The organism is Pseudobdellovibrionaceae bacterium (assembly GCA_020635075.1).
In the GTDB taxonomy this organism is placed as follows: Bacteria; Bdellovibrionota; Bdellovibrionia; order Bdellovibrionales; family UBA1609; genus JADZEO01.
In genome coordinates, this window is sequence record JACKAM010000001.1 from 549,895 (window position 1) to 564,224 (window position 14,330).

General features: G+C 51.0%; 13 protein-coding genes. 8 read left to right on the plus strand and 5 right to left on the minus strand.

From position 1 onward, the window contains the following. The first annotated feature begins 4 nt into the window (after positions 1 to 4). The 7 genes from H6624_02330 to H6624_02360 all read left to right on the plus strand — a co-directional run bounded on the left by H6624_02330 (position 5) and on the right by H6624_02360 (position 6,349). Positions 5 to 1,450: an aldehyde dehydrogenase gene (locus H6624_02330; protein MCB9083148.1), complete on the plus strand. Its 1,446-nt coding sequence runs from the start codon at positions 5 to 7 to the stop codon at positions 1,448 to 1,450. A gap of 17 nt (positions 1,451 to 1,467) precedes the next feature. Further along, positions 1,468 to 2,376 carry a tRNA U-34 5-methylaminomethyl-2-thiouridine biosynthesis protein gene (locus H6624_02335; protein ID MCB9083149.1) on the plus strand — a complete coding sequence of 303 codons (909 nt, stop codon included), beginning with the start codon at positions 1,468 to 1,470 and terminating at the stop codon, positions 2,374 to 2,376. After that, positions 2,373 to 3,368: a hypothetical protein gene (locus tag H6624_02340; GenBank protein ID MCB9083150.1), complete on the plus strand. Its 996-nt coding sequence runs from the start codon at positions 2,373 to 2,375 to the stop codon at positions 3,366 to 3,368. The genes H6624_02335 and H6624_02340 overlap by 4 nt, the downstream gene beginning before the upstream one ends. Then, positions 3,365 to 4,465 carry an asparaginase gene (locus H6624_02345; protein MCB9083151.1) on the plus strand — a complete coding sequence of 367 codons (1,101 nt, stop codon included), beginning with the start codon at positions 3,365 to 3,367 and terminating at the stop codon, positions 4,463 to 4,465. The genes H6624_02340 and H6624_02345 overlap by 4 nt, the downstream gene beginning before the upstream one ends. A gap of 14 nt (positions 4,466 to 4,479) precedes the next feature. After that, entirely contained in the window at positions 4,480 to 4,896 is a 417-nt protein-coding gene (locus H6624_02350) for a RidA family protein (protein MCB9083152.1), read from the plus strand. Between the two features lie 234 nt (positions 4,897 to 5,130). Next, positions 5,131 to 5,808, plus strand: coding sequence for a cell wall hydrolase (locus tag H6624_02355; GenBank protein ID MCB9083153.1), 678 nt, complete (start codon positions 5,131 to 5,133; stop codon positions 5,806 to 5,808). Between the two features lie 130 nt (positions 5,809 to 5,938). Then, entirely contained in the window at positions 5,939 to 6,349 is a 411-nt protein-coding gene (locus H6624_02360; protein ID MCB9083154.1) for a hemerythrin domain-containing protein, read from the plus strand. A gap of 22 nt (positions 6,350 to 6,371) precedes the next feature. On the opposite strand, the gene H6624_02365 is transcribed toward H6624_02360, so the two are convergent. From H6624_02365 to H6624_02375, 3 genes are all read right to left on the minus strand, one after another. After that, entirely contained in the window at positions 6,372 to 7,196 is an 825-nt protein-coding gene (locus H6624_02365) for a mechanosensitive ion channel (GenBank protein MCB9083155.1), read from the minus strand. Continuing rightward, the gene (locus tag H6624_02370; GenBank protein ID MCB9083156.1) at positions 7,189 to 9,960 is read right to left on the minus strand and encodes an AAA family ATPase; all 2,772 of its coding nucleotides are present in this window, start codon (positions 9,958 to 9,960) and stop codon (positions 7,189 to 7,191) included. The genes H6624_02365 and H6624_02370 overlap by 8 nt, the downstream gene beginning before the upstream one ends. A 165-nt stretch (positions 9,961 to 10,125) precedes the next feature. Further along, complete coding sequence (locus H6624_02375; protein ID MCB9083157.1) at positions 10,126 to 11,646, minus strand: hypothetical protein; 1,521 nt, start codon at positions 11,644 to 11,646, stop codon at positions 10,126 to 10,128. Between the two features lie 190 nt (positions 11,647 to 11,836). On the opposite strand from H6624_02375, the gene H6624_02380 reads away from it, so the two are divergent. Next, the gene (locus H6624_02380; GenBank protein MCB9083158.1) at positions 11,837 to 12,280 is read left to right on the plus strand and encodes a hypothetical protein; all 444 of its coding nucleotides are present in this window, start codon (positions 11,837 to 11,839) and stop codon (positions 12,278 to 12,280) included. 110 nt (positions 12,281 to 12,390) lie between these two features. Here H6624_02380 and H6624_02385 read toward each other — a convergent pair whose 3' ends face one another. Both H6624_02385 and H6624_02390 read right to left on the minus strand, forming a co-directional pair. Beyond that, on the minus strand, positions 12,391 to 13,011 hold the full coding sequence (locus tag H6624_02385; protein MCB9083159.1) for a hypothetical protein: 621 nt from the start codon (positions 13,009 to 13,011) through the stop codon (positions 12,391 to 12,393). A gap of 154 nt (positions 13,012 to 13,165) precedes the next feature. Next, positions 13,166 to 14,314: a hypothetical protein gene (locus H6624_02390; protein ID MCB9083160.1), complete on the minus strand. Its 1,149-nt coding sequence runs from the start codon at positions 14,312 to 14,314 to the stop codon at positions 13,166 to 13,168. Positions 14,315 to 14,330 lie beyond the last annotated feature (16 nt).

Sequence of the window (14,330 nt, forward strand, 5' to 3'; positions counted from 1 at the left end):
TAAGATGCAAAAGTTAGCGAACTTCATTAACGGCGAGTATTGCCCTCCTCACAATGGGAAGTATCTCGACAACTTTGAACCGGCCACGGGTGAAGTCTACTCCCTGTGCCCAGATTCTGACGAAATCGATATGGTCCTGGCGGTCAAAGCAGCCAACGCTGCTTTTGAGAAATGGTCATCCACCCCAGCCGAAGAGCGTTCGCGGATCATGATGAAGATCGCCGATGGCATTGAAACGCGGGTCGAGGAGCTGGCACGGGCTGAGAGCCGCGACCAGGGTAAGACTTATCAGCAAGCTCTGGAAGTGGAGATTCCCCGTGCGGTTAAAAACTTCCGCTTTTTTGCCACCAAGATTTTGCATCTTCAGGAAATGGCCACCGACATGGATGGCAAGGCCTTTAACTACGTGGTCCGTGATCCCGTAGGTGTGGCTGGACTGATTTCACCCTGGAATTTGCCTCTTTATCTTTTGACCTGGAAGATTGCCCCGGCCATTGCGGTGGGGAACACAGTGGTGTGTAAGCCCTCCGAGTGGACGCCGATGACAGCTTATCTGCTCGGCAAAATTCTCAATGAGGCAGGTCTTCCTCCAGGAGTCGTCAACATTGTCCTCGGTCGCGGCGAGACAGCGGGAGCCACCTTAGTTTCTCATCCCGGGGTGCCTTTGATTTCATTTACCGGCGGAACGGAAACAGGGGAGAAAATTCTTAAGGGTGCGGCCTCGCAGTTTAAAAAGGTCAGTCTTGAGTTGGGCGGCAAAAATGCCAATATCATCTGCAAAGATGCAGATTTGCGCAAAGCCATCCCGGCCACCATTCGTGCGAGTTTTCTCAATCAAGGCGAGATCTGCCTGTGTGGCTCGCGGATTTTTGTTCATCAAGATATCTACGATCAGTTCCTTGAGGGTTTTATTGAGCAAACTGAAAAACTGGTGGTTGGTGACCCGAAGGACAGCAAAACCTTTATGGGTCCCTTGGTAAGTAAAGAACACTACGACAATGTCCTCGCCGCATTGGAAAAAATGAAAAAGGACAAAGGCAAGATCGTCGCCGGTGGCGGGGTGCCCGAAGGCCTGCCCGCCGAAATGAAGAAGGGCTACTTTATCAGACCCACCATCGTTAAGGACCTCTCGGAGTGTTCTGAAATGCAGCAGGAAGAAATCTTCGGTCCGGTCGTATCGGTGATGCCCTTCAAATACAATCATGAAGCGGTGAAGTGGGCCAACACCACACCCTATGGGCTTTCAGCCTCCATATTCACCAAAGACCTCACGGCCGCTCACAAGCTGGCCCGCAGCCTTCATGTGGGAACGGTGTGGATTAACACCTGGTTGTTGCGAGACCTGCGAGTTCCCTTTGGTGGCGTCAAGGCGAGCGGCGTGGGTCGCGAGGGTGGGGATTTCTCCATGGAGTTTTTCACCGAAGCCAAAACCATTTGTGTGCAGCTATAAATTTTAAGGAGTCGACCATGGCAAGTGCAGGAGCAGGAAAAATTGTCGCCGGGTGCTTAGCTCCCCATCCGCCTCATTTGGTTTACGCGGAGAATCCGCCGCAAAATGAAGCGCGGGCTGAGTGTGGCTGGGAGAACCTCCGCTGGGGCTATGAGAGAATGCGCAAGAGCCTAGCCAAGTTAGACTACGACGTATTAGTGGTTTTGTCTCCTCACTGGCGCACCCAGATCGGTACTCACTTTTTAGGTGTTCCTCATTTAAAGAACATCAGTGTGGACCCGATTTTTCCCCATCTCTTTCGCTTCAACTATGATTTGAATGTAGATGTAGATTTGGCCCAGTCTATTCACAACAAGGCCGAAGCCAAAGGCTTGGTCACCCAGATGATGACCAATCCAGATTTTCGCGTTGATTACGGCACCATCGTCAGCTGTCACCTGACCAATCCAGGCTGGGACAAGCCGATTGTCGCTATTAGCTCAAACGGGGCCGCCAAATATTTTAATATGGACGTTCTTCAGTCCATGATGGTTAAGCTCGGCCAGGCCACACGAGAAGCCATTGAAGCCAGTGGCAAAAAAGTAGTGCTGCTCGCCAGTAATTCCCTTTCTCACCGGCATTTCGTCGATGAAGGAGACATTCCTGAAGACATGAGTCGGGAACACATCAACCACCATGGCCAGTACATTTGGGACATGAAGCTCATTGAACTCATGAAACAGGGCAAGACCCGAGAGATCATCGACATCCTGCCGGACTTTACCGAGCAAACCATCGCAGAAACTGATGGAGGAGCCACCACCTGGATGTTGGCTGCTATGAACTTTCCCACCTATCCGGCCACGGTTCACGCCTACGGAACAGTGATCGGCACCGGCAATGCGGTGGTGGAATGGAATGAAGTGACCAAAGGAGTTGAGGCATGAAGACCAGTGCGGGAGTGGTAAAAGGTTTTTTGGTTCCGGGTCTACCCCATATTCTTTTGGCTCCTGAGAAAAACCCCGGTTGGCTGAAGGTGCGCAAGGCCTTTGATCGTGTGCGTGAAGAGATCGAGAGTACCGAGGCGAATTTATTGATTATTTATTCCACCTATTGGGCCAGTATCTTGGGCCACCAAATTCAAGCATTGCCTGAGCCTGAGTTTGTTCACGTGGATGATGAGTTTCATGAGTTGGGATCCATCCCTTACAAGTTTCGCATCGATGCTGAGTTTGCCAGTGAGTACCAGAAGGCCTGTGAGGCTCGTGGCCTTCACGCCCGCACCACGGCTTATAAGGGATTCCCTATCGACACCGGTTCAGTGGTGGCATTGAAGCTGTTTAACCCCGACAACAGGATCCCAGCCGTCATCGTTTCGAGCAACATTTACTCCGATCGGGCCGAGACTTTGGTGCTAGGTAAAGCCGCTCGTGATGCGATTGAAAAACAAGGCCGCAAGGCGGTCGCTGTTTCCATTAGCTCTTTGAGTAATCGCCTCTACACCGAGTGGATCGACCCCAAAAACGACAAGATCTCATCCCTTAAGGATGAAGAGTGGAATCAGAAGTTTTTGGAATTTTTGGGTGCTGGTCGGTTGGAAGATGCCTCCCAACTGTCCCGTCAGTTTCACAGGGAAGCTCGGGTCAACAAGGTCAATAACTTCAAGCCCATTTGGTGGTTGGCCGCCGCCATGGGGCAAAACAATCGTTACAGTGGCCAGGTGTTCGAGTATCAGCCCATGCTGGGAACTGGTGCAGCCCTGGTCGGATTGACTCCTGCTGAGCAGGCGGCTCGTGATTTGGAGTTCGACGAGGATGATCCCGAAGTCTACGCGGGCGAACGTAACGTCCTGGGTGGAAGCCCCGAGGAGTTGGAGAGAGAGATGGAGTTGGCCCAGTTTCATCCGGATTCTGAGGGTGATGAAGGGATGGAGCCATGAGTTTTCGCGAGGTCAATGACAACTATCCGACAAGCCCTCTGGGTGAAAAACTAGATGGCATTCCCACCGGCCGTGATGTGGAGTGGGAGCCCTTGGTCGATTACCGCCGCAATGGCGTCAGTGAAAACACCATACATGGTGCGGTCTCTTGGTACTCGGGCAACAAGAAGATTCACGCCTTTGGCGGAAATGTGCTTTGTTACGGTCGCTCCATGATGAAGCCTTTTTACATCAAGGTCTTTAGCGATGTTCTCAAAGACGACACCAGCTGGAAGCAAAAAGCTGTTAGCGTCGCTTCCCACAACGGAACCTATGAGCACGTCGAGGTTTCCCAGAGTTTGTTGAGTGAAGGGGAGTGGGGCTTAATGCTCACACCTTTGGATCTGCCACTCGTGCAGTTCGGTCGTCAGGTGCGACGTCCCCGCCGCTGGTTTAATAATTCTTCTGGTCATCACGCCGCTATTTTGCGCGGCTGCCGCCTCAAGGGTTGGAACCGAGCCGGCTACACTCTGCCCAGCCATCAGGTGTTCAAAGAGTACATGAAAGTTGTCCGTCGCTATTTGGGTGAGAGCTTTGTTCCCCAACGGATCGCTCGTGACGGTGACGGCCTGCCGACTGTGGCTATGACAGTGAATCAGCTAGCCGAGTGCTATGCGGGACTGGCCAAAAACAAGGGCGAAGACTGGATATGGGAAGCCATGATTCGCCACCCGGATCTGGTAGGTGGTTATAATCGGTTAGACACCACTATCATGAAATCCTGTATGGGTCGGGTGATTGCCAAAGAAGGGGCCGATGGTCTTTTGGGTATGGCGGTTTCTCATCCCGATTACCCAGACGGGCTCGGCATCGTGATTAAGATCGCCCACGGTTGGAATTCCCAGGCCACCTGGTATGTGGCTCGCGGAATCCTCGGAGTCTTGGGTTTTGAACTACGAAACCCGTATCCCTTACGCCGGCAAAAGGCCTTCCTGGTCGAGGGCATCGTTCCCAAAGAGATGTTGCCGCAATTGGAGAAGATCAAAACCTGGGATGAGTGGGACCCAGACATCGACCGCTGGTACTTTGATCCCAAAGAGCACGAAGGCTTGTTTTAAGAAAAGGAATACCCATGTCGAGTGAACACATTAACAGTTCCACAGCGCCCGAGCCCGTCGGTGCCTATCCCCACGCCCGCAAAGTCGGTGATTTCATATTTATGTCCGGCGTGGGTCCCCGGCAAAGGGGCTCAAAGAGCATTCCTGGAGTGGTGCTTAATCAGGCTGGCAAAGTGGTGGATCACGACATTGAAGTGCAAACTCGGGCGGTAATTGAAAACGTTAAGACCATTCTGGCCGATGCCGGAAGCTCCCTGGAAAAGGTAGTCGACGTGACTGTCTTTCTTACCGATATGGAAAACGACTTTAAGATCTTTAATCGGGTTTACGCCGAGTATTTTGCCTCGATCGGGCCGACGCGGACGACGGTCCAGGTCGGGGCTCTACCCACACCCATTGCCGTTGAATTCAAAGTCATCGCCACCACCTAAAGGCTGGTGAAAAAGGCCCATCTCCATCGTTAAACGGGATTTCGCTCGTTCCAACGTACCATCTAGTACGATTACACTCGCTCAATCCCGTTCGCCTCGGATCTGGACCTTTTTGACCAGCCTTTTCTTCCGGAAGAGTTGAAAAGGGTGCGGATCTCTATTTTCGGATATCAGATATCAGATATCTGATATCTGAATTTGGAATCTGGCCATCCCCAGTGGTATCATCAAAAAATGAGTCATATGACTGTCTTGGCCATACTTGTGCTTACGGCTCTGTCCGCAGTGGCGGCAGAGACGGCAGGATCGGGGAAGGTGGTCAGCGGATCGGCAACATCCACGGCGTCCGCCATGCCTCAGTGTTTTGAGGACGAGAAAGATCTAGCTGAAATCAAAAGAGTCCAGAAAGCAAACAGCAAGAGTGCTCACAAGTATGATGGCTACGGGAGACTGTTTGAGAAGGCGGCCATCTCGGACGACGAGATCCTTCAGCGGCTGATCTATGCTGAAGTGGTGGCAGGTGGTTGTGGCGAGGACTCTCAAAAAGCCGTCACACCCATTGCTGAAGTCATAGTGAATCGAGTCAAAAAGCGCCAGGGAGACATCCGTTCTGTGGTCTTTGCGCGCAACCAATTTGCATCATCTTTAAATATCTACTCCGAATCTGCTTATAAGCATTTTCTATGTCCCAGGGACAAACAGCTGTGGGATGAGGTCTCTCGCCAGGCGAATGACATTAGGTCAGGAAAACAAGAGCCCGAAATGCCGGCCGATGCTGTCCACTACTATCTGTTTCAACACTCCACTCGTTTTCAACCCCCGGGTTGGACAAAGACTTATTCACCTGCGGGTCAAGTTGGGTCGGAGTCAGGTCTTTGTGTCGTGGCCTACCGCAATCCTGAGTGGAAGTGATCTCACCCGGCCTCTGTAAATTTATGAAATCTTAGGTGCTAAGTTTGAGCTAGATCACTGGTTGACCGAATTATTCTATGATCGGCATCGCTGAGATTGAATATTTGTACGTTTTGGGGAGTGGGGAAACATGCCAAGTCCGTTAGTAAATCAGCTCAAAAGTGAGCATAGAAAGATTCAGGAAGTCTTCCAGAAAATCCGTGAAGTGGGTGGCTCAAGCCCTGAGGGGCGCGCCCTCTTATTTGAAGCCAAAGATCTTATTTTGTCTCATATCAAGACCGAAGATGAGCACATCTACCCAAGCCTGGCCCGTTCTGCCGAAGGCCGCGAAGTGGCCGAAGGTTTTGCCAGGGAGATGGGAAACCTCAGCCAGGCGATTATTGACTTCTTCGCCAAATATGAAAAGGGTGACGAGAGTGCCATCCAGTTCGCTGTGGATTTGGGTCGGGTGATGGGGGCCATGTCGACGCGAATCATTCGCGAAGAAAGCCGTCTCTACGAGGCCTATGACCGCATGGTTGCCAATCGTATGACGGCTTAAGATTCGTCGGTCACAAATCCCATTATTGATGAACCATTTCCAGGCGAGCCCGCGGGCGCTCAATGCCCGCTTCGCGAAAGGCCTGATTCGCCCGCAAATAAATATCGGTCTCAAAGGCCTTTTCAAACTGCACATCAATCACGTAAGCCTTGGCCATGAGGCTCACCACAGGCCGGCCATCTTGCAGATTTTCATTGGCCACAATGGCAATGGGCTTTTTCAAAAAAGCGAATCGACTGGTAGCAACAATTTCAAACAACAGGTCTCGGGCCTTCTTGATATCTGCATCGGCTGCCAAATGGAAAGTGGTGACGATCATCATGTCCAGTTCGCCCGCATTACCACTGGCCACAACATCCGTGATAAACCGGCTATTGGGAATGGTGACCAGGTTGTCGTCAAGAGTGACGAGGCGGACCGCTCTCAAACCAATGGCCTTAATCTCTCCGTAAGTCCCATTAAACGAAACCCGGTCACCCACCTGAAAGGGGCGGTCAAAGAGTAAGATCAGTCCCGCTACCACAGAGGCCACCAAATCCTTAAGTGACAGGCCGAGAGCGACGGCCACCGATCCCCCAGCCGCAAGCATGAGTTCCTTCGGCGGCTGAATGACGGCAAAAAACAAGAAACTAGTCCCCAAAATGTAAGCAAGAAAATTAAACACCGTTAAAACTTGCGAGATCAAAAGACGGCGGGCAGGGAAGGCGTCATAAATTGGCTTGGAGATAAACTTGAGAAGCTTGACCAAGCCCACCAAGAAGGCCATGCCCAGAAGAAACATCCCCACCTTTTCGGATTGAAACAGAGAGGCAAACTGACCAATTTGGTCGAGATCAACTTCATTCATAGATAAAGTTCCTTCCAATCAGGTGAGAGCAAACCACATATTGAGCCTTGGGGTGAATCCGCCAGCGCCCTTCACGGGTTTTATCTAAGAGACCTCCATCTTCGCCAAACTTGATAGCCTGTTGAAGATCGCTTTTACCCATTCCTGAAGTTTCCATGAGATCCACAAATGCCAGCGACTCGTGTTTGGCAAGGGCGGCGAAGGCCAAGAGAGTGGACTCTGTCGCATCAGATAGGGTGCGGGCTCGCGTAAATTCAGGCACCCCCACACGAATGGTTTTGTTGCCTCGTCTTTGGGTGGCCGACTGCCAAAGTTCTTGAGCTGTACTGGGATTGCCTCGCGACTGTCCCCACAGGAGGCGGAAAAACTGGGCTTCCAGTTCAGTTGAAGCATCAATGATGTCAGTCTTTTGTACGGCACTGATGACCCGATCAAACTTGAGCTGCAAACCTGACTTGCGATGGCGTTTCATGATTAAGTCTTGAATCTCCGAGTCCGACCACTGTTTAAGTTCGATATATTCAGCCATGATGTGAGTCTCACCAAAAATGCCTTTGAGGTGAGTCCAGGCCCTTTCGTTGATGGATACGCACCAAAAAACGTTCTCCGCCTGAATACTGACAATGTCAATTAGGGCCTTGTAGGCCTCCAGTCCACCGAGCTTGTTAAGAAAGAGATTGTGAATGTCATCGAGGAGCAAAACTGTTTTGCCAATACTCTTTTCACCTTCTCGGAAGTCCTCTTCGGAGTGGATGGTAAATCCAAGAAGTTCGGAGAGAGTTTTATACAATTGAGAAGGGTCTGTGATCTTTGAGTTAAAGCAATGGTAGCGAACGGCCAATTCCTCATTGGTTTTGGAGGCGATGGACTTCAGAAGTGCCGTCTTACCAATGCCAAAGTTACCGTAGAGAACGATGGAATCCATCTCTGACTTTCCTGTAAGCCAGCGGTTGATAATCTCACGGCACTGAGAAAGAGGGGAGCGGTTAAGGAAGACTCGAGTCGCATCGTCGACCTCAAAGCCCTCATCAAACAGGTGGAGATACTCCTCAGAAGGCCTCTCCCAATGGTGGTCTTCCCCGTCCACGGCATCTTCCAGGCGACGCTTAAAGAGTTCCGAGCTAATTTTCTTACCCAAGTCAAATTGGCCCAACCATTTGAAAAAGCTATTGAGGAGCATGGTGAGGATGGAGCCAGTGAATAAAGTCGGGCAAATGATGAGGTCCAAGAGGCTGCTGGTGTTCTTGTTAACAAGTTTTTTGCCATTCTCGGGTAGCCAGGAATCCGAAACAACCAGAAGTTCCTCTTTCCACTTGCGAGCCTCAATAGCAATTAGCAGAAGGTTTAGGTAAACGACCAAATCCCAGACCATATGGTAAATGATGGCTTCGCGGACCATATCTTGAGTGGCATGTAGAAGTGCCCATTCTGAGAAGAACAAAATACTCAAGCGCCGGGAAGTCGCCTGTACTTCTTTTTGTTTGGCTCGCACCGTATCCAAATTTCGCGACAAGAGGATGCGCCCCATGATGCCACTTAAGGCCATGCGGAAAATGCGGTAGAAGAGATAGATTTCTAAATAAGGAAGAAAAGACGACAGCTCTCTCAGGTCCGTTGACCTAAGGAGTCCCGAGATCAACCACAAGCTGATGAGGGCGAAAATCCAGGGGAGGTAAGGATTCAGTCTGTTGATCCACAAGGCCAATGTCGTACGCGTCTTAAAATTGAGTGAGCTGCGAGTGAAAAGCTTGGTGCGCCAGTTGTCGAGAAATTTAGAAAACCGGGTAAAGCTTTTAAACAGAAAGAAGGGTGAAACTAAGAGAATCAACAGGAGAAAGAGCTGGCGGGCCAAGTCGACCCAGCCGCGCAGACCTCCTGTGACCTTCTTTTCCATGTCAAAAAACTTGGCAATAAAGAAAGCCAGAAACCGGTAGGGAACAATCTGTACCTCGCGGGTTAGATCCCTCAGCCAATCTTCGTCCAGGTGCCAGACCGACATCTCATTTGCCTTTAGGCGAGCTGACAGGGTCTCCGCTCGGACCTGGCCGGCATTAAGCAGAAGTCCCACTGAGATCTCGCGCGCGGACCTCTGCAGTTTTTCCACTTTGCCAATGAGTTCGGCTCTTTCCTTTTCAGCCTGTTGTTGGGACTCAAGGATGGTTTTAATCAATTCCTTTTCGTCATTACCCGAAGTCTTAAAAGCTTCGGGTGGGGAAGGTAGTTCAGGAACTTCCACCTCATCCGTCGCCTCTAGAAGATCAGAGAGGGTTTGATCCACAATTTCACGCCAAATGGCGTTGGCACGGACATAGAACTTTTCCCTCAAGGGGCGTGAAGTTTGTTTGAGATCCTGGCCATCAATTTCTCGAATCTCATCAATCAATCCGCGAATGTGTTTGAGCTCAGCCTGGCCGCGCTCGGATTTTTCTTTCTTTATGAGTGCCAGATTTTCCCGGTAACCCTCAAGTTCTGCCAAATACTGATTGAGAATGCGAGCCCCTGACTCCCGAGCCTCTTTGGCCTTTTGTTCGGCCAAGACCTTTCGCTCACGTGCCTCTGACTGCTCCGATTCGGCCTCTTTTTCCGCCTCTTCCAGATCACTCATGGCCTGGCTATGCTGCTCCACCTCCTCTTGGGCCTTCTTAAGAGGCGCCGAAATGTCCTTATTTTCAGCGTCAGGGAGCTGAGCAAAGGAAGTTGCTGGAGTGAGAAGAAGCCCAAGCAGGGTCAAAACTGTGACAGCTAAGTGTGATACGGGTGCCATAGATTCCTTCTGAGTAATTGAGTGAAATGAATCTATTCGTTCCTTCATCCCAATTCAAACATAATGCAGTGGACGCCTTGTTGGTAACAACAAAGCGTCAAATAGGGAGGAGATCAGGTTCTGGGCGAAAGGATCAAGGGCTCGCAATGGGCGTCCCGTATGGACCTACCTGATTCGTACACGTCCCACGGCCCAGTCGGCACCGAAGTCTTTTTCCCCAGTGCCATATTGGGTTTGGGTGATGTAGCCAAAATAGAGATAAAGCTGTTCCTGCTGACCTTCGCGAACTGTGGCCAAACTTGGTTCACTCACAGCCACAACCCTTCCGGCGCGACCGGCATTGATGGTCCAAGGAAGCCGAGTCAGAGGGGCCATGATTTGCCTTTCTGGCGACCAAGATTCCAGTAGGGCCGGGTCGGCCCCTTCGCTCAGGTCAGAGGCACAAAGCCCGGTGTTGCACATATAGTAAAGTGTGTTGCCAAAGAAATGGGGCATGGTCTCCCCGCGGTCCACTTGGCTGACGGGAACCCTTTTGGGTGGGCCAAATCCGGCGCCAATGCGGTCGGCAAAAAATAAATCGTCAGATTGGCGCTCGTTATCAAACCAAATTCGAGTGGGGGTGATTTGAGGGTTGCCAAACTCACAGTCGAGTTGGCCGCAAACTGGAACAGGATCAATGTTGGCCTTAACGGCAGCAAAATTCACCAACTTAGAATCCTGATATTCGCCAATTTTGACTTCCTGACCGAGGCGCACTAGAGCGCCGTAGATGTCATTATTAGTTTCGGGTTGCTCCCCTAGTTCGTTCCAGGAAAAAAAGATCGCCGCGAAGTCCCCAAAGGTCCAATCAAAGGTAAACCCATAGGTCTGCTGCCAGGAGTAGCCATCGGCATCAATACCCATCACAAAGGGCTCGGCGTAGCTGCCGTCGGGCTGAAGCCGAAAACCGAAGCTCGCCACGGGAGGTGTTGCAATGGGAAAAGGCGAGGTTTTCGGGTCATAGTTGAGGGATGGAATTCGATGGTCAATTTCAGTGTGACTTAATATCCGGTCCGCACCAAAAAGTCCGGGCCGCTCCACACCGGAAAAATCATAAAAGTTGCTGTTACAGGCCGGGTGTTGGTAGTCGTGGCCGTTCACCGCACAGTAGCCGAAATCAATAGGGCTATAAGAGCCCACGATGACAAAGCGTCCATCTGGACTGACCTCAGGACTGTCTTCCATGCCGCGAGTGTTTATGAGGCCGCCTAGCTTTTCCGGCTGTCCTAGTCGAGGGTCAATAACATCAACGATCAGGGCTGTCTTTGAAGTGGTGTAACCAAATACTTTGGAAACAAGATGGATCTCACCAGAAAACACATCGTCAAACTCGTCCCTCTCGGGTGGGGTTAAAATGCTGCGGTAAATGCCCTTGTGGGTGGGGTCGCCAGTGAGAGCGTAAAGATCTTCTGTCGGTGTGAGTTCGCCGTGGTCGGCTTCAAATGTCACAGGAAGACCGGGCAAGGGTATAACCCAAACACCAAATAGAGAGTAGGTGAGGGTGGAGTACACCACGACGCGTTTGTCCTCACGGCGATCCAAATGAATGCCAAAACCGACGGGGTCCGCCATGGCGGAGGCTGCCTTGAGAACTGTGAGAACTAGAACCAGGCGCACCATCAGGCGCACAAATAGTTGATTAAGCATAGCTTTCCCTTTCCCCGTATTTGCTTCTAAGGGATAAACGAGACAGCGCTCCAAAATGTGCCAAAAAAACAGGCAAAATCGCATTACTTTGTAAAAGAACGCAGGGAACCCACTGTTGACACTTTTTTACCCTCGGGGTGTGCTGTCTCCCTATGGCAAGTAAGCCAATTAATAATCCAAAGGGGGATTTATGTTTGCAAAGTCAGTGATGACTATTTTGGTTGCTGGACTCAGTGCTGTGGCAATGGCTTGTCCAAATCTGTCTGGTACTTTTGAGTGCAACTATGAAGGTGAAATCGAGACCATGACCGTCAGCCAATCTGTGGTCAATGGCGTGACTCACTTTAATATTGATGGAGACGTTTTGATTGCTGATGGTAACACCCACCAAATGCCCAACACCGGCCCTGAAGAGCAAGCCACCTACCGCGCCAATTGCGCCGGTGCACAGGTGAACATGGAGTTCTTTAGCCTGATTTTTGATGGCGGCAACAAAATTGGTCAGGTTAACGGCAACGGCACGATGAGCCTAGATGGCAATAGTGATTTGGTTCAGGACATCAAGGGTACGGTGGTCATCGATGGGCAAGGGAACTTCCCCATTGATCAGCTCATGACCTGCCAGCGCATTTAAAATTGCGTGAGAAGTATGGCTCATTACTTATGGGTCAAAAAAAAGCGACGCCTAGGCGTCGCTTTTTTCTTTAGTGGGTGACAGGATTATAACCCAAATCACAAACCTACTTAAAGCTCCAGGTAGTCAATCGACACGCCACCAAACTGACAGGACTTGATGTTGGTCAGGACCTTTACCCGCGCAGACTTGCCGTCGCGGTTTTTGATCTTTCCCTGCACAAAAACATAGGAGTAGATGTAAGGATCACGCAGCTCCACGGATGAGCTTTCCGCTTCAAACTCCAGGCCAAAGGACTTCATTTTCCTCTCGGCGAGTTTCATGGCCTCACCGGTGCACTTGTAGTTTTCAGCCAGCGAGTCTTTGCTCCAGCCTTCGCTTTTGCAGTAGAGGTCGCCATCGTAAACATGGGCAATGGGTGTTTTAAGATCATAGGAGTAAATCACTCCGTAGGTGTTGCCGCCGTCGCAGCTGTCATCTGTGGTGTGAAAGTCCCACAGGTATTGTCCATCCACTTTAATGAGTGTTTGTGAAACTGTGCCCAGGCACTCAGTCACATCAAAACCAACCAAGACGTCAAAGTTGTACCAGTTAGATTTGTTGAGAACATTGCCCTTGCGGAGGACCTGATATTCTCCTTCGGATTTTTGGATAGTCTTACAAAGATCTTCGCTGGCCCAGGCAGAGCTTGCCAGGGCAATTGTGGCCACGAGAGCCCAAACTGCTTTCATTATTTTCCCCCTCAGTTGTTATCCCAAGCTGTATGTAGGACCAACCAAGGGGCTTGTAAATCACGGGGGCAGGCTGCACTTCTTTACAGGGGTAGATAGAAATTCACCGAGAAAGAAGTACTCGAAATGGAGCACGGAGTCTCAGGAGGTGGCTTCAGTTTGTTGATGTTATGTGGTCCCGGAGCACTTTATTGAATGGGAACCCCAGGTCTTCGACGATTCTGCAGCCGCCGGGTCCCAGACTGAAGTTCACCACGGGGATTCTCTCCGCCGGCTTGTCACCGAAGCCATCCAGGTAGATGTAATCCAACCCCTCAACGAACTGGTCTTGCTCCTCCAAGCTCGCGGACATGCTTAGGTCGATCCTGACCGAGAAATCATAGGGCGTACCATCGGCCTTGGGTGCCCAGAGGGAGCGGGCCAAAAAGTTGCGAATCTGCTTACTGAGGGCATCGATTTGTTTTTGGTAACAGAGTCTGGTTTGAGGGCCCACCTGGATGTGCTGATAGCCATCCCTCCATGCTGGGATCTTGATTTCCACTCCGGCCTGAAAGGGATTATAGGATGTCCACTCCACTTTGAGTTCGCTGGGAAGAGCAGATTGAATGACCAGGGGCTCAGGAGGATCGCCGACCAAACGAAGGCGGGGGACAATTCCATGATCTCGATAGTAGGCATCCCAAAGTTCGGCGCGGCCCTTCTCATCAGCCAAAGGCAAAAGGAAATTAAGGATGCGCTTGGGATCTTTTTTGATAACCATCTGGGCATTACCGTTTTGGCACTTCAGGCCCCGGGTGCCCATATCACTGCCCATGGCTTGGGAGAAGAACAAGTTCATTTCAGGCGTGTAGTGATCTGTATCGTAAAGTACCTGGTGGCCCTTGCCCATTTGCGACCAAAAAAATCCGCCCAGCATCGACTCACGATCAATCCGCACTTCGGCCATGCAGGCGGGAAGCTGACTACGAACAAGGAGCATAGGGGAGATGATAAGCCGCAGAGGTGCCGAACCCTCATTGAATTCATATATGGGGAAATTGAGTTGGTAAATCATCTGCGGCGTGATGGCTCCGGGAGGTATCGAGCTTTGCTCGATTTTCCGGATGAGGGCTTCCGGGTATTTGAGCCCATCCCGGCTCACGTATTTGGGAAGGGGAATGTCCAAGAAGGCCTGGGCTCGCTGGGGAATAAAGAGAGAGAAGAAAAACAGAAGCAGGAGCAAGGCCGACAGCCAACGCCAGTACTCTGGTCCCAAGGATGGAATGTTCACAGGCTCCCTGTGTAGATCTTGCAGTCCGGCCATAGCCAGCTCCTTCTCT